The following is a 15,492-nucleotide window of genomic DNA, read 5'->3' on the forward strand; positions in this document are numbered from 1 at the left end:
GCTTCCCCTTTTCTGCGAGCCCTGATGATTGAGACAAGGGGTCGTCGATGCCGCAGTTGTGGTTGTTGGTCTTATGTGGTGTTGTTTGTGGTTGGGTAGAGGATCGGGGGTTTTGTTTTATGGGTGCGGTCTGGGATTGGGTCGGCGGTAATGCTGCCACGGTGGGCGGTTGGGTTCTGACCTTGGTCGTGGCCGTTGCCGGGTGGGTTATAAATGGTTTGCGCGTCCGGAAGCAGGATGCCGAGAGCATGGAAGCCAAGCAGAAAGAGCTTGACAACTCGAAAGAGCGTGAGCACACGCTGAAGGCGCAGTTGGAAGAGCAGCGCAAGGCAGCGGAAGCGTTGCAGGGGCAGTTGGACCAGCTCGAGGAAGCGAACCGGCTTTTCGAGCAAGCCAACCCGACTGATTCCGATCCCTGGGGTCCTGCGGTCAAGGTTCGAGGTAAGCAGTACCGTGTGACCAACGAGGGGCCGAGAGACGTTGTGGTCGAAAAGGTCGGACCAGACGATGACCAGCTCCCGTTCAGTTTCGACAGCCATGTGCCTTTCGACTGCGGTGCCGGAGACGGAATCGACTGCTTCGTACCAGATACCGGCATGGGTACTGCAGCCATCAAAATCAGCTGGCGCTTCGTCGGCAGTACGGACTTAAGGACCACACGTCGGCCGGTGTGACACGTGGCGACGTTCATAACAGTCCTCCCATAAATTGTCGAACGTCCTCGGTGCTGACAATCTTGTATTTCTCGTACGTCACCAGACACTTGCCGGCACCGAAGGACTCAAAGGAGATGGGGGCGTCAGTCAATCCGGAAGTGGGCGAGATTGCCGGCTCGTGCAACAGGTCGTTGACGATTGCCGCATTCTCCTTGTCTGGCGTTACCCTCACGGAAGTCATCGCGCCTTCTCTACTGCCGACGTCGGGTGTTTAACGTGATGTCTGAATGAGACAATGAGGGCACTTACGCAAAGGAGGGAGGTGAGGGAATGCAGCAAGACCCTATTGACTCGGCGAAGGATGCCCGGGAGGCCGCGCAATTTGGAAACACTCAGCGGGCGCTGGTCGCGTTGGCTGATGCTGTGCAGGGCATAGCCGAGTACCAGAGGTATATACGTAACGACCAGTTGAAGATCAAGAAGGCGTTGAACATCCCCTGATATGTGTCTCTTGTCGTTCATTGAGGAGAGCTCCATCTCCCGGTGGACGACGTTCTGCACTGCGCCCAGCATGGCGGGGTGCTGCCTCTCGAACTCTTCTGCCGACATGGGGGCGTCCACAGTCCGGCTGTTTCCCGGTTCGTCACCGATGACATCTCGTACACCAGCAAACGGGCCAGTTGATTCATTAGCGAGTGGCCTTCCCGCCGTCTTCTGGTAAACCTGCGACATTACTCCTCCTCTTCTGCGAGCGCCGAAGGTGTTGCATCGATTTTCGTTGTTGAGCGCTCCTCTGCGCGCCGGAGGATTTCGGAGGGTAGCACTCCAGCAGCCTTTGCCGTCCCGATGAACTCGTCCAGAGACATGTTGTGCTGTTTGTTGAATCTGGCACCGACAGACTGACGGTTGAGACCTAGGACTTGTCCCAGTTGCACATTGCTGATACCGCTGGCCCTTTTAGTTCGAAGAAGTTCGTCCATCGTCAACGAAGTCAATGTGTCTAAATTTTTAGTCATAGGAAAACTGTACAAATATTTGGTCATTGTGACAAGTCCAACACGCCGTTTGTCGAATTATTTGGACAATTGGTTATTGTTGAGACATGGCATTAAAAGGTCGGACATGGTCGGATGTAGACAAGAGGTTTGTTGTCTATATCAATCGCCGTATCAAAGAAGATCCACGTAAGTTATCCCTAAGAACTATTGAGAGACTAACGGGGATTAAGCATGGTCGGCTCGGTGGCCTGCTCAATATGACAGCCGGCGTCCCAACCATAGATGAATTTATCGGCCTTTGTCGCTTGGTTGGTCTTGAAGCATCTTCTGTCATGCGGATGTTGGAGACAACAGCCGAAGAGCCTAACACAAGAGCTGACGGGCTGGATAAATTGCTGGATCAGGTTGCGGCTCATCCGGAAGATTTCGATATCGCCGCTCTGCACGATCCGAATGCGGCAATGGAAAGGGAGACTCCACGAGATTGAGATTCAGAGGGAGAAAGCGGGCATGAAACATCCTGATATAGCTGAATTATTGCGCGAAGCAATGATGCTTCAAGTCAGGGTTGAAGAGCGTGCACTTATCCCGGATTTATGCGGATTTTACTGGGATGAGAACCGCACGATTATGCTGAATAATTGCCTGTCCGAATGGCAATACCGCTGCACCCTCTGCCACGAGCTCGTGCACGCCAAACACCACGACTCGGGCTGCGGACTGGCCGGCGCAAAAGGCGAGCGCCGGGCCCGCAAGGAGACAGCCTTGCGCCTCGTGGATCCAGTGGAGTATGCGAGCGCCGAGGCCACATATGACGGTGACATGTTTTTAATAGCCTCGGAGCTGGGCGTGACCGTCCAAGTTATCAATGATTACAGAATGTGGCTCGACAACAACGTCAGGGCCTGACGAGAGGGAGAACGGATGAAGACTGGAATATGCGCTCGCGGTATCGTGGCCGTGATTGGGGCTTTGACGATGGTGCTGAGCCTGTCCGCCTGCGACACTCAGAAGGAGGTGCCTGACGTGACGGGGAAAAGCTTCTCGGAAGCCACCGCGACTTTGTCGAAGGCAGGGTTCACGTACGATGCCAAGGATGGGACCGACCGCATCGCATTCGATGGCACGGTCACGGGTCAGGACCCCAAGGGGGGCACCAAGACCGATGATACGAAAGTGAAGCTCACGGTGAAGAGCTCCATGGATGAGTTCCGTGAGAAAAACGAGCAGCAGCAGAAGGAAATGGCTGAGAAAAAGGCGCAGCAGCAGAAGGAAATGGCTGAGAAAAAGGCGCAGCAGCAGAACACGCCCGCTCCCAGCGCAGAGAAGTCCACATCGGGTGGTCTTACCCAGACATACGCCCTGTTGGCTTGCAGGCAAAGAGGTAAGCAGGAGTTCCCTTACGGGTTCAAACCGCATTTCATAACAGATGCGGCTGAGCCGATATGGTCCCCAGACAGCGTGCTGCTCCAGTTCGGGGCCACGGTGAAGAACGAGTACAACGCGAAGCGTGATGTGACCGTGAACTGCAATGTGCGCGGATCCAACGACAAACCGGAAGTGTTCGGCTGGACGGCCCAGTAGGGCGACCCAAAAATGCCCCGTCTGCACTGCCATGCGACGGGGCGGTGAGAACAAATCAATGCGAAATGCCTCACGCTTCATTCTAGCGTCGGGGCGGAATGGAGCGAACCATGGCGAGTGTGAGCGCGTACGAGACGGCCAAGGGCCGGCGGTACATGGTCCGGTATCGGACCCCGGACCACAGGCCCACCATCAAGCGGGGGTTCACGCGCAAGAAGGACGCGGAGCTGTTCGCAGCCAAACTGGAGACACAGCTCAACGACGGCACTTTCGTGGATGTCTCCAAAGGGCGCAGGACGGTGGGGGAGCTGGCACCCGCGTGGCTGGCGAAGAAGAGGATAGCGGTCAAGGCCAGCTACTACTACACGCTTGAGACGGCGTGGAAAGTGCATGTGGAGCCCAGGTGGGCGAAACGCTCCATCCGCTCCATCAAACGCAGCGAGATACAGCGGTGGGTGGCCGGCCTGTCCACGGGCGACGAGGGCCGGCCGAAGAGCGCCAGCGTCGTCATCCGGGCATACGGCATCCTCGCCGGCATACTGGACGATGCGAAGGCTGACAGGCTGCTCGCCGAGAATCCGGCCCGCGGGGTGACCCTGCCGAAGCGCCGGCGCAAACCCCACATTTACCTCACTGAGCGGCAGTTGTACGCCCTTTCGGACGCCTGCCTGATACCAGGCAGGAACAGGAACGCCGACCATGAGCGCTTCCAGCGCTCAGTGCTGGTGCTCGTGCTCGGGACCACCGGCATGAGGTGGGGCGAGTGCATCGGCATGCGCATAGGCCTGGTGGACTTCCGCCGGCACCGCATGCAGGTCAGGGTGTCCGCAACGGAAGTCGACGGCAGGATGGAGGTGGACGTGCCCAAGACCGGCAGCGAGCGCAGCGTGGTGTTCCCCGCCGTCCTCGACGACAGGCTGCACCGGCTGATCGGCGGGCGCGGTACTGACGAGCTGTTGTTCACGGGGAGCTTCCATGGCTACGTGAAGTCGGTGTCGCCGAAGGATGGCGGCAAGTGGTTCGCCCGTGCGTGCGATGCGGCCGGGTTGGAGCGGATGACCATCCATGACCTGCGGCACACGGCGGCCAGCCTGATGGTCAAGAGCGGGGCGAACGTGAAGGCCATCCAGCGGCAGCTGGGGCACACGTCGGCCGCGATGACCCTGGATGTGTATGCGGATCTGTTCGACGAGGACCTGGATTCGGTGGGGGAGTCGATGAACGAGCTGCTGCTGCAAAGTGCGCTCAAAGTGCGCTCAAAATCTGTTTCGCAGGTTGCGTGATGTGTCCTGAACGTTGAAATCCCGGCCCTTTCGGACCGGGATTAATCGTGGAGCTAGGGGGATTCGAACCCCCGACCTTCTCCATGCCATGGAGACGCGCTACCAGCTGCGCCATAGCCCCGTACTTGCCTTGCTTGGTGAAGCCTTGCTTATAGTACACCGGGATTGGCGAATGGAGCAACTCAGTGTGTTGCCCCGGAATTACAGGGATTTTGAGCTATTTGATGGATTATATCCTCGAATGGTTTTGGGTCATTCATGAGCTTGCAAGTGCGCTAGCATGAGGGCAAGGGGCGACCAAAGGGGTCGGCGGCAACTGAAAGGCGGCGGGTCATGACAGGCAAAAATGATGCCGAAGTGCAGGCTGAAAAGCAGAGCAAGGATCATCCCGGGGACCAGCTCATCATCAACTGCCTGCCCTTGGATCAGGGAGAGCAACAGGAATTCCTTCGGGCAGCACCGGGCATTCGTCAGGAGTTCGTCGTCGGTACGGACATGCGGCAGCGCATGCAGTGGCCCATGGGTGTCCCTCAATCCTTCCGGTCGGAGGCCACAATCATTTTGGGCAATCCGTCGGCCGAACAGGTGGCTGCCTGTCGCAACCTGATTTGGCTGCAGACCAGCAGCGCGGGCGTGGATGCCTACCTGAAGCCGGGAGTCCTGCCCCAGGATGCCGTGCTGACCAGTGCCTCCGGCGCCTACGGTCAGTCAGTCTCCGAGCATATGTTCGCCATGATGTGGGCCCTGATGAAGGACCTGCCGGGCTACCGGGACAACCAGCGCATGGGTCGTTGGCAGCCTCGCGGGGCCGTCCTTTCGCCCCGTGGCTGCCAGGTTCTGGTCTTGGGCACAGGGGACATCGGAGCCTCTTTCGCTCGACTGGCCAAGTCTGTAGGCGCTCGGACCACCGGCATCAGGCGCCATCCTGACCAGCCGGTGGATGGGTTCGATCGACTGGGCGGTTTCGATGATCTGGATGTCCTCCTGCCTGAGATGGATGTAGTGGCCCTGGCCCTACCTTCAGCGCCGCAGACCAGGCACATCATCGATGGCCATCGTCTTGACTTGATGAAGTCCACCGCCCTGCTGATCAATGCGGGCAGGGGAGATGCCGTGGACTGCATGGCCTTGGCTCAGGCCTTGGATGAGGATGGCATTTTCGGTGCAGGCCTGGATGTGACCGAACCCGAGCCCCTGCCTGAAGACCATCCGCTCTGGAGCCAGCCACGCTGCCTGCTTACCCCGCATGTAGCCGGGGGAGCCCACTTGGCATCCAACGTGGATAAGATTCTGGAAATCTGCCTGGATAATCTTCACCGGTTCACGGATGGCAGGCCCCTGCGCAACCGGATGAGATGACCGCCATGCCGACAGAGCAAAGCCGCAGCGGCCGCAGCCATCGGCGGACGACAGCTCTGCGGTGGGCGACCTTCCTGCTGGCGCTTGCGTTGATTGCGGCGGGCTCCTTGGCCCTGGCTGGCAGACTGACGGGTGTCGGGCCTGGTCGCCATTCAGACAACCATTCCGGCAGACAAGCTGAAAGCTCCTCCGCCAACGGTCACGGGCCGCTTCCAACAGCCCTCCTGGGTATTCTCCCGAGCAGACTGCGGATCATCCGCTTTTGACTTCTCCTGTGGACTATGACCACGACGGTGTAGATGACTACACGGCCATGGTGTCTGGAGCCCATCAGGAGGCACTCCGCCATCCTCGTTATGACAGCGGCTACTATCAGGGTGGCTATCCGCCCGATGACCGAGGCGCCTGCACCGACGGGATCTGGAGGGCCTTTCGGCAGGTCGGCTATGATCTGAAGGCCATGGTCGACGCCGACATTGCCTCGTCTCCTGTGGCCTATGTCGGAGTCATCAGTAGACCTGATCCGAACATTGACTTCAGGCGCACCAAGGTCCTCGGCGTATTCCTGTCCCGGCATGCCCAGCGTCTGACCAACGACACTTCGGCAACTGACCAGTGGCAGCAGGGCGACATCGTCATTTTCGACGCCTCCTGGCACATCGGCATTGCCTCTGATAGAAGGGGGATAGCCGGGGCATTCCCCTGCTTCTGCACAAGATGGGCCAGCGCGCCAGGGAGAATGACTACCTGGGATCGCTGAGCCTCGCCCCGTCACTGGCCATTTTCGCTTCGATGCCTCCAAGATCCAACCTGCCGTCCTGAAGCCATGGCGGGGATGACCAGGGACTATCCTGCGGAATTGGACACGGCGGTAACTGGTCATCTGCTACTATCGGTTCGGCCAGACACGTCGGCCAGGTTCGAGCAGATCAGCAAGGCTTCCAAGGCTTATATGGATATGCTTGTCGGCATCTATTGATGTTGAGTTGGTCAACGTCTTAGTCCACTGGCATAGACTTGGCTGACCTGCGTGCCTCCTTGCACGATGAGGTGAGCTCGCGTGTGGACGTTGAGGATGAATGCACCATGGTCATCGTCGGCATTCCACGGACCGGGGAGCGCGACGGGGAGCTGCTGCGAGACGATTGCTCTGTCCATCATCCTCACCGAGGATCTGGTTGTCACCGTATTCATGCAGAACACCGTCCTGCTTCACTCCTTTTGTAAATTCGCCCTCATCAGCCAACCAAGCCACCACCAGTGAATCTACCGGGTTGGGCATTAAAGACGACTCCGGAGTCGAAGGACGGGTCCCGCATGGAGCTGTTCGCCTCGGTGGTCGCCGACGAGGCGAGAAAATCTCTCAGATTGGTCTCGAAGAGACTAGACTCCGATCTGTCGGAGCCATTGGAGATGCTCCGTCACTTGATGCGCACGGTGAGCATGACTTTGCAAGGGCCGCCGGTTACGTTCCGGATTCAACGAACAACGCGACGAGGACGTGCCGTTGTTCTGATTACTGTCCGTGCAGACGGGCGACAGTCCGCGTGGCTGCCGTGGCTGCTCTAGCTGGCTTGGATTACCTATGTGGTAGTCCTCGCTTGGGCAGCAATGACCGATTGGTTCAACGCAAGGAGATAGCCGAACGCAGTCTTTTGCCTATGGGGCCGATTCCTTCGTGCACCGACCTTTTCTTCATAAATGAAATCATTGAATTTTGACTAATTCAGGTTTGCTGCCAGCTTGAAATTGCAAGTGAATATTGCGAGCTTTGCTGTTTTCAATGCCTTTAATGTAGATTCTACAGCGTTCTGGAATCTCATACGAGAAGGGGCGGCCATGAAGAGGTCCGTCACAGTAACTTCTATTCTTTCTATACTCGCGATGCTCCTATGCCTAGCTATGACGCCATTGACAGCATCCGCAGCAGCTGCGGAAAGCCCTTACGGTGGTCTGAAACCGATCTTCTTTGGCGGTGAATTACACGGAACTAAGGCTTCTTCTGTAGCGGTTGAAGGACAAGGCACACTGTCTGCAACAATGAATTAAGACTCCAGAGAAATGTCATACAATGATTTCAACGGGGTCCAGATAATCATGTCACTCACTGAGCTTATTAATTAGGCAGCCGAAAGTATCGAGAAGATGCCGGAAGCACACAGCAACAGCAGCTTCTTCTACAGGCGCAGGGGCCAGTCCCATACGGCTACAGGAACAATGTCTGCTACCTTCTTGTAACCTACACGTAGGTCTTTTATCCATGATGGCGCATGGGCAGCCGTGCTGGCGCTGGTTGGCGCAAATCCTGCACTTGCTGCTGTCGTGGCTGTAGGCGGATCAACTTTTTGGTGGTAAATTTCACAATATTGCTGATAAAAGGGAATTAACATGGGTTGGATTATCGTCATCACGACACTTGTAGGTAGCCTGTTGGGCTATCTATGGGGGAGAAGGCATAAGGACGACTAGTAATCAAAGATAATATCTTTGCCGCTGAATTTTTATCGACAGTAGCGGGTGTTCTCTTGATTCAGGCTCTATGCGGTCTCGGGCTCGGTGTCTTCAGACACCAAGCCCTTGTATTCTCAAGGCCGCGTCGGGGCGGCGTGTTCCCCGCTGACGCGTCGTTCGTGCATACCCGGTGTGCCGGTCCCGTGGCGACACTTTGTTCTGATTAATGTCCGAGCAGGAGGGCGAACGGTCGCTGGCGTTTTTGTCACACATTCAAAGAGGATGGCCGCTTTAGGATTTACCCTGGTATTGTGACCAGGCGGAGCAGCTTCGGCTCCATCAAAAGACGACTCCGGCATCATGACGGTCAGCGATGTCAATCGGTCTATGACTGATCGGAAGTACAGAACTCATACGATTTCTGGGAGGAAAGGAAGGAGCGAGGGATATGAGCGAGCCATAAACGACAGCAAAAATGGAATGCTGGCCTACGCTCGTCATCGATATTTGCACGGCACTGCGGCGACTGATCACTGGTAGTTGGGTGACATCGCCGTCTTTGACACCTCTCGACACATTAAGATGGCCTCCGGCATAAGGGGTAGCGGGGGCGTTCCTTTGCTCTTGCATGATTTGGGCCAATATGCCATAGAAAACGACTGGCTGAGCTCTTTGGTCCATCATTTCGGCACTAGGATTTTTCGCTACGATGCCTCCGAAATCCAACCCGCCGTCCTGAAGCCATGGCGGGGATGACCAGGGACTATCCTGCGGAATTGGACACGGCGGTAACTGGTTATCTGCTACTATCGGTTCGGCCAGACACGTCGGCCAGGTTCGAGCACGAGAGGCGGTGATGGCGATGATGAGAGTATTCAGCACCATGAACGGGCAGATCGAGCAGATCGGCAAGGCTTCCAAGGGCTCATGGATATGCTTATCGGCGCCTACCGATGTCGAGCTGGCCAACGTCTCCCAGGCCACTGGCATAGACTTGGCTGACCTGCGCGCTCCCTTGGACGATGAGGAGCGCTCGCGTGTGGACGTGGAAGACGAGTACACCATGGTCATCGTCGACATTCCCCGGGCCGAGGAGCGCGACGGCCGGGACTACTACGAGACCATTCCTTTGTCCATCATCGTCACCGAGGATCTGATTGTCACCGTCTGCATGCAGGACACCGTCCTGCTCCACCCCTTTATGGAAGGCACCATCCGGGGTTTCAACACTTTCATGAAGTCCCGCTTCATCCTGCAGATCCTCTACCGCAACGCCACCCTCTACTTGCGCTACCTGCGCATCATTGACCGCGAGTCGGACCGGCTGGAGCTCAAGCTGCGTCACTCCATGCAGAACCGAGAGATCCTCATGCTGCTGGAGCTCAACAAGACCTTGGTCTACTTCGCCACCAGCCTCAAGTCCAATGAGATCGTCCTGGAGAAGCTGACCGGGTTGGAGAGGATCAAGCGCTACCCGGACGACGAGGACCTCCTGGGCGATGTGATCACCGAGAACAAGCAGGCCATTGAGATGGCCAACATTTACTCAAGCGTGCTTTCGAACATGACCGACGCCTTTGCCTCCATCGTCTCCAACAACGTCAACAATGTGATGAGGATCTTCACCATCATCTCCATCAGCCTGTCGGTGCCCACGCTGATTTTCTCCATGTATGGCATGAACTTCAACCAGGGCATGTTCGGCATGCCCTTCACCGACAAACCCTGGGGCTTCGCGGTCGTGGTGATTTTGTCAGGCCTGCTGACCGCCTTGGTGACCTGGTTCCTGACGCGCTCGAGAATGTTCAAGTAGGGGCCCGGTCATGTTTGCACGCAGAATTGCGGCGGCCCTGGTGGCGCTGGTCATGGCGGTGCCTCTGAGCGGGTGCGGCCGCCAGGAGGATCGCTACCGGGCGGGTTCCATCGGGCCCAAGATCAGCGTGGGCATCTCCTTCGACCAGCCCGGCCTTGGATTTGCCCAGTCCGGCCAGTACCGGGGTCTGGATGTGGATGTGGCCCAGTACGTGGTCCACGAGCTGGGATACGCCGAGTCGCAGATTGTTTTCCGCCAGGTGAAGCCTGCGGACCGCGAGCGCATGCTCGAACAGGGCAAGGTGGACATGGTCGTGGCCGGCTATTCCATTACCCAGGATCGGCAGAGGCTGGTGGATTTCGCCGGGCCTTACCTGGCTGCGGCGCAGGACCTGCTGGTTCGCCGCACTCAGAGCGACATCGCCGGGGTGGATGACTTGGCCCAAAAGCGGGTCTGCGTGGCAGCGGGGTCCACCTCCGGGGCTCTGGTGCGCTCGCTGGCTCCCCAAGCCCTGGTCCAGGAGCGGGAGGAGTTCCCTGAGTGCATCACGGCCCTGCTCAGCGGGGACACCGATGCAGCCAGCGGCGACGACTTTGTCCTGGCCGGGCTGGCTCATGTTCGCGGCGGCGGTCAGCTGCGCCTAGTGGGAAAGCCTTTCTCCCATGAACGATACGGCATCGGGGTGCCCCACGGGGATCCGGAACTGGTGAACGTCATTGACCAGGCCCTGAAGAGGATGATGCGGGACGGATCCTTCAGGGCCGCCCTGGGTAGAGCCTCAAGGTCAATCGGCTTCTCCAATGATGGCGCCGCTCGCGCCCTGCAGCCTGACGACCACTGAGCACGGCTCCCGCCAGGACGACGGATGTTGGACACTGGCCCGGCCGTGTCCATGTGAATGGCGATAATTCACCTTATGAACGCGAATGAAGACAGGGATCATCAGCAGACCCAGGAATCCGATCAGCCTCAATTCCGCTACGATGCCGCCATGGCGCAAACCATCGAGGAGCACTGGCAGCAGCGCTGGGACAAGGAGGGCACCTTCTGGGCCGCCAACACCAAGGGCGACTTGACAGATGCCCAAGGGGAGCACGCTGAAGGCCGCAGTCCCTACTTCGTCATCGACATGTTCCCCTATCCTTCAGGCAAGGGCCTGCATGTGGGCCACCCCCTGGGCTACATCGCCACCGACGTGGTCAGTCGTTACCACCGGATGAAGGGCGAGAACGTCCTGCACGCCATGGGCTACGACGCCTTCGGCCTGCCCGCCGAGCAGTATGCAGTCCAGACCGGCCAGCACCCCCGGGTCACCACCGAACAGAACATCGCCAACATGCGCTGGCAGCTGCACAGGCTGGGACTCAGCTTCGACGACCGCCGCTCCTTCGCCACCATCGATACCGACTACGTGCGCTGGACCCAGTGGATTTTCTCGCGCATCTACGAGTCCTGGTACGACCCTGACTACCGTCGTGCGGACGGGGGAACGGGCTCGGCCAGGCCTATCAGCGAGTTGGTCGAGGCTTTCAAGTCCGGGAGCAGGCCCATCCCTGGCCATGCTGATGCCTCCTGGGATGACCTGGACGAGGCTGAGCGCTCCGAGGTGCTCAACGACTTCCGCCTGACCTACATCTCGCGCTCGCCGGTCAACTGGTGCCCCGGACTGGGCACGGTCTTGGCCAACGAGGAGGTGACTGCGGAGGGGCGCTCCGAGCGCGGCAACTACCCGGTCTACCAGCGTGAGCTCAAGCAGTGGTCCATGCGCATCACCGCCTATGGTCACCGGCTTCTGGAGGATCTGGACATTCTGGACTGGCCGGAAAAGGTCAAGCTCATGCAGCGCAATTGGATCGGGGAGTCGCACGGGGCATCAGTGGACTTCACCGTGCCCAGCCCTGACGGCGATCAGATCATGGAGGTTTACACCACCCGTCCCGACACGCTTTTTGGCGCCACCTTCGCTGTAGTCTCGCCCGAGCATGACCTGCTGCAGCACCTGCCCCAGGAGTGGTCTGAGGACGTGCCTGAGCAGTGGAAGGGCGGCTATGCCAATCCTGCGGAAGGCGTGCAGGCCTATCGCAGGGCCGCCGAGGCCAAGACCGCCAAGGATCGCGTGGATGAAGGCGGAGCCAAGACCGGCCTCTTTACCGGCCTGTACGCGGTCAACCCCATTACCGGGGCCAAGCTGCCCATCTTCACTGCCGACTACGTGCTGATGGACTATGGCACCGGAGCCATCATGGCTGTGCCTGGTGGCGATCAGCGCGATTATGACTTCGCCGTTAAGTACGGTCTTCCCGTCGTCTATACAGTCAGTCCGCTGCCTGAATCCGGTCAGACGCTGGATGGCTATCGAGGCAAGGCGCCTTTCGTCTCTCACGACGGCATTGTGGTCAACTCTTCGGTCCGGGCCACACAGGCTGCTGGCGACCAGCTCAGCTTGGACGGCTTGCGGGTTGATCAGGCCATCGAGAAGGTAACCGAATGGCTGGAGTCGGCCGGTGTGGGCCATGGGACGGTCTCCTACCGGCTGCGTGACTGGCTCTTCTCCAGGCAGCGCTATTGGGGCGAGCCCTTCCCGGTGGTCTATGACGACCAGGGCCTGCCCCACCTGCTGCCTGACGACCAGCTGCCGGTGGCCCTGCCGGATGTACCCGACTACTCGCCCAAGACATTTGATCCCGAAGATGCCCAGTCCAGCCCCGAGGCACCACTGAGCCGCAACCAGGACTGGGTGAATGTAACCCTGGATCTGGGCGACGGCCCCAAGGTCTACCACAGGGACACCAACACCATGCCCAACTGGGCTGGTTCTTGCTGGTACTACATGCGCTACATCGACCCTAAGGACGATCAGCATATGGTCGATCCGGAGGAATACGACTACTGGCTGGGCCCCAAGCATAACTCTACGGCCGGAGAGTCAGGCGGAGTTGACCTCTATGTGGGCGGCGTGGAGCACGCGGTCCTGCACCTGCTCTATGCCCGCTTCTGGCACAAGGTCCTCTACGATCTGGGATACGTCTCGTCCAAGGAGCCCTTCCACAAGCTCTTCAACCAGGGGATGATCCAGGCCTACGCCTACACGGACCGGCGCGGCCAATACGTGCCGGCCGCCGAGGTAGAAGAACATGAGGAGGGCGGCAAGGTCAGCTACTCCTGGCAGGGGCAGCCGGTCAACCGCGAGTTCGGCAAGATGGGCAAGAGCCTCAAGAACATCATCACCCCTGATGACATGTATCGCACCTATGGGGCTGACACCTTCCGCCTTTACGAGATGAGCATGGGCCCATTGGACGAGTCCAGGCCCTGGAACACACGCAACGTGGTGGGCGGCATGCGCTTCCTGCAACGGCTTTGGCGCAATGTGGTGGACGAGCAGACCGGCGAAGTGGTCCTGGACGAGGGAGAGCCCGACCAGAAAACCCTGAAGCTGCTCAACACCACCATCCATGATGTAACGGTGGAGATGGAGGCCATGCGGCCCAACACAGCCATTGCCAGGATGATCGTGCTCAACAACCATCTGACCGGGCTAAATCCGACGCCCAGGGCAGCCATTGAGCCACTGGTGCTCATGCTCTCTCCCATCGCCCCCCATATCTGCGAGGAGCTCTGGAGCCGGCTGGGTCACAAGGAGTCCCTGGCGCATGCCCACTGGCCGACCTGGGATGATCGCTATCTTGGCGAGGACACAGTCACTGCCGTGGTCCAGGTCAAGGGCAAGGTCCGCGGCAAGCTGCAGGTCAGCCCCGACATCGCGCCCGACCAGCTCAAGACCTTGGCCTTGTCCCTGCCCGCCGTTCAGGAGCGGCTGGGCGGCAAGGAGCCGCGGAAGGTCATCGTCAAGGCGCCCAAGATCGTTTCGGTCGTGCCAGCCTGATTCTGCGTTGCCCGCAGCCAGGCTGTGGACAGGCGATGATCTTCGACCACATAGCCCCTCGACCACATATCGGGGGGCTTTTCATGCCATGCTGGGCCCATGAGCATCAACATCACCCAGCCGCCGGCGCCGCCCCTGCAGGCTCTGGCCTTGAATCAATCAATTCGGTCGGAGCGGTCAGCCGAAGGCAAGGCCAACTCCCAGGTTCGACGGGATAGGCCCGTCTGGTCGTTTACGCCGCTTCAGGCCTTGACAGCCATCCTCATTCTGGTGGCGGCCCTCGCGGTCAGTCTGACCCTGCTTGCCCAGCAGGGACGGGTGCTGGCTGGGGGAGTAGATGAATCTGGGACTAGGTCGTCGGCTCAGGTGAACAGCGATGCAAACAGTGCGGCACATCGAGGCAAGCATGCTTCTGGAAAAGACCGCAGCCGTGATACTCAGGGTGAGGTAGGCGGCGAGCAGGCTGATCCAGTCTCAGGCTCCGCCCAAGATGCTGACAGAGTCGACAATGCCCCTGCTGTCGCGGCCTCAAGTGCCGGCACGGGGAAGGTCGATCAGGCAGGACGTGTGAACATCAATGCCGCCAGCCAACAGGATCTGGAAAACGTCAAAGGGATCGGTCCGGTCACGGCAGCAAAAATACTGGAGCATCGGCGCGCCATTGGCGGCCGCTACACCTCAGTAGACCAGCTTCTGGATGTTTCTGGCATCGGCGCCAAGACCCTGGCCCGATTACGCCCATATCTGGTGGCGCAATGATAGCAGGTCATTCAAGAGTTCACGATGGGGTCTACGATGCAACTGACCGGGAGAACGGCAGCCGCAATCTTCGGATGCTACCTGCTGCTTGTCTGGCTTGGGCGGTTGCCCTGCTGGTCCCTTGGCTGCTGGACCGGAGCATGGGCGGATCGGCGGCAGGATCAGCCAAGGGCGGCGACTGGGCCAAGTCCGTGGGGGAATCCAGAGGCTGCATGGCCGGTGGAGGCACGGGTACGACGGTCTGGCTGATGCCGCTCGTCCTGGCTCTTCCATTACTCCTTACAATGCTCCTGCTTGCCACCAAATTCGTCCGCTTGGTCGCCGCAGAGGACCCCGATTGCAGGAGTCGGGTATTTCGTCGGCTCCATCGCTCATGGAGACGGAACCATCTGCCCCGAGTGTGCACGCGTCTTGGGAACAGGAATAATTGGGGCAAAAGTCGTTGGAGCAAAGACCATAGGCATACACCCTGCGTGGATACTACGAACACTATAGACACCGGCTATTTGGACACCAGGAACACCAGTCATGTGAACGCGACTCATTGGAATAGTCGGTTTCATTGGTTGCGCCGGTTTTCAGATCATCGCTTGTATGCTGTCCTCAGGCGCTATTCCGCTCGTAGATCCTCCTCGTTCCGCTCTTCTTCTATGTCTATTTCTGTCTCGTCAACGTTGACGTCCGCTTGGTTTGGTCCTCGGAG

18 protein-coding genes and 1 tRNA gene are annotated in these 15,492 nt (G+C 58.8%); 15 read left to right on the top strand and 4 right to left on the bottom strand.

Features of this window, described 5'->3' with window-relative positions; genetic code table 11:
- Positions 1–47: 47 nt before the first annotated feature.
- The gene (locus tag GYM67_RS04095) at positions 48–674 is read left to right on the top strand and encodes a beclin/Apg6 coiled-coil domain-containing protein (protein ID WP_220237240.1); all 627 of its coding nucleotides are present in this window, start codon (positions 48–50) and stop codon (positions 672–674) included.
- Between the two features lie 13 nt (positions 675–687).
- Here the strand turns inward: GYM67_RS04095 and GYM67_RS04100 are convergent, their stop codons facing one another.
- On the bottom strand, positions 688–897 hold the full coding sequence (locus GYM67_RS04100) for a hypothetical protein (RefSeq protein WP_220237241.1): 210 nt from the start codon (positions 895–897) through the stop codon (positions 688–690).
- Between the two features lie 89 nt (positions 898–986).
- Here GYM67_RS04100 and GYM67_RS04105 point away from each other — a divergent pair, with 89 nt between their 5' ends.
- Together GYM67_RS04105 and GYM67_RS04110 are read left to right on the top strand one after the other, a co-directional pair.
- Complete coding sequence (locus GYM67_RS04105) at positions 987–1,157, top strand: hypothetical protein (protein ID WP_220237242.1); 171 nt, start codon at positions 987–989, stop codon at positions 1,155–1,157.
- 42 nt (positions 1,158–1,199) lie between these two features.
- The gene (locus GYM67_RS04110) at positions 1,200–1,340 is read left to right on the top strand and encodes a hypothetical protein (protein WP_220237243.1); all 141 of its coding nucleotides are present in this window, start codon (positions 1,200–1,202) and stop codon (positions 1,338–1,340) included.
- Between the two features lie 47 nt (positions 1,341–1,387).
- Here GYM67_RS04110 and GYM67_RS04115 read toward each other — a convergent pair whose 3' ends face one another.
- Positions 1,388–1,636 (bottom strand): hypothetical protein, encoded by a 249-nt coding sequence (locus GYM67_RS04115; RefSeq protein WP_220237244.1) that lies wholly within the window; start codon positions 1,634–1,636, stop codon positions 1,388–1,390.
- A 122-nt stretch (positions 1,637–1,758) separates the two neighbouring features.
- Between GYM67_RS04115 and GYM67_RS04120 the strand changes: the two genes are divergently transcribed.
- The 4 genes from GYM67_RS04120 to GYM67_RS04135 all read left to right on the top strand — a co-directional run bounded on the left by GYM67_RS04120 (position 1,759) and on the right by GYM67_RS04135 (position 4,521).
- Entirely contained in the window at positions 1,759–2,142 is a 384-nt protein-coding gene (locus GYM67_RS04120; protein ID WP_220237245.1) for a hypothetical protein, read from the top strand.
- Positions 2,143–2,164: 22 nt separating this feature from the next.
- Positions 2,165–2,563 (top strand): ImmA/IrrE family metallo-endopeptidase, encoded by a 399-nt coding sequence (locus GYM67_RS04125; protein ID WP_220237246.1) that lies wholly within the window; start codon positions 2,165–2,167, stop codon positions 2,561–2,563.
- A 15-nt stretch (positions 2,564–2,578) separates the two neighbouring features.
- The gene (locus GYM67_RS04130) at positions 2,579–3,238 is read left to right on the top strand and encodes a PASTA domain-containing protein (RefSeq protein ID WP_220237247.1); all 660 of its coding nucleotides are present in this window, start codon (positions 2,579–2,581) and stop codon (positions 3,236–3,238) included.
- Between the two features lie 110 nt (positions 3,239–3,348).
- Positions 3,349–4,521, top strand: a complete 1,173-nt coding sequence (locus tag GYM67_RS04135; protein ID WP_220237248.1) for a tyrosine-type recombinase/integrase — start codon at positions 3,349–3,351, stop codon at positions 4,519–4,521.
- Positions 4,522–4,569: 48 nt separating this feature from the next.
- Here GYM67_RS04135 and GYM67_RS04140 read toward each other — a convergent pair.
- Positions 4,570–4,642, bottom strand: a tRNA-Ala gene (locus tag GYM67_RS04140).
- 212 nt (positions 4,643–4,854) lie between these two features.
- Here GYM67_RS04140 and GYM67_RS04145 point away from each other — a divergent pair.
- The 4 genes from GYM67_RS04145 to GYM67_RS04160 all read left to right on the top strand — a co-directional run bounded on the left by GYM67_RS04145 (position 4,855) and on the right by GYM67_RS04160 (position 7,929).
- Positions 4,855–5,880, top strand: coding sequence for a D-2-hydroxyacid dehydrogenase (locus GYM67_RS04145; RefSeq protein WP_220237249.1), 1,026 nt, complete (start codon positions 4,855–4,857; stop codon positions 5,878–5,880).
- Between the two features lie 262 nt (positions 5,881–6,142).
- Positions 6,143–6,640 (top strand): DUF1287 domain-containing protein, encoded by a 498-nt coding sequence (locus tag GYM67_RS04150; protein ID WP_220237250.1) that lies wholly within the window; start codon positions 6,143–6,145, stop codon positions 6,638–6,640.
- 66 nt (positions 6,641–6,706) lie between these two features.
- Positions 6,707–6,859 carry a hypothetical protein gene (locus GYM67_RS04155; RefSeq protein ID WP_220237251.1) on the top strand — a complete coding sequence of 51 codons (153 nt, stop codon included), beginning with the start codon at positions 6,707–6,709 and terminating at the stop codon, positions 6,857–6,859.
- Between the two features lie 776 nt (positions 6,860–7,635).
- Positions 7,636–7,929 (top strand): hypothetical protein, encoded by a 294-nt coding sequence (locus tag GYM67_RS04160; RefSeq protein WP_220237252.1) that lies wholly within the window; start codon positions 7,636–7,638, stop codon positions 7,927–7,929.
- Between the two features lie 128 nt (positions 7,930–8,057).
- Here the strand turns inward: GYM67_RS04160 and GYM67_RS04165 are convergent, their stop codons facing one another.
- Complete coding sequence (locus GYM67_RS04165; protein ID WP_220237253.1) at positions 8,058–8,270, bottom strand: hypothetical protein; 213 nt, start codon at positions 8,268–8,270, stop codon at positions 8,058–8,060.
- Between the two features lie 923 nt (positions 8,271–9,193).
- Here GYM67_RS04165 and GYM67_RS04170 point away from each other — a divergent pair.
- The 4 genes from GYM67_RS04170 to GYM67_RS04185 all read left to right on the top strand — a co-directional run bounded on the left by GYM67_RS04170 (position 9,194) and on the right by GYM67_RS04185 (position 14,789).
- Positions 9,194–10,144 carry a magnesium transporter CorA family protein gene (locus GYM67_RS04170; RefSeq protein ID WP_220237402.1) on the top strand — a complete coding sequence of 317 codons (951 nt, stop codon included), beginning with the start codon at positions 9,194–9,196 and terminating at the stop codon, positions 10,142–10,144.
- Between the two features lie 10 nt (positions 10,145–10,154).
- Positions 10,155–10,985, top strand: a complete 831-nt coding sequence (locus tag GYM67_RS04175; RefSeq protein WP_220237254.1) for a glutamate ABC transporter substrate-binding protein — start codon at positions 10,155–10,157, stop codon at positions 10,983–10,985.
- A 75-nt stretch (positions 10,986–11,060) separates the two neighbouring features.
- The gene (gene leuS, locus GYM67_RS04180) at positions 11,061–14,030 is read left to right on the top strand and encodes a leucine--tRNA ligase (protein ID WP_220237255.1); all 2,970 of its coding nucleotides are present in this window, start codon (positions 11,061–11,063) and stop codon (positions 14,028–14,030) included.
- 99 nt (positions 14,031–14,129) lie between these two features.
- Complete coding sequence (locus GYM67_RS04185; RefSeq protein ID WP_220237256.1) at positions 14,130–14,789, top strand: ComEA family DNA-binding protein; 660 nt, start codon at positions 14,130–14,132, stop codon at positions 14,787–14,789.
- Positions 14,790–15,492 lie beyond the last annotated feature (703 nt).

Source organism: Bifidobacterium asteroides, from assembly GCF_019469425.1.
Lineage (GTDB): Bacteria > Actinomycetota > Actinomycetes > Actinomycetales > Bifidobacteriaceae > Bombiscardovia > Bombiscardovia asteroides_I.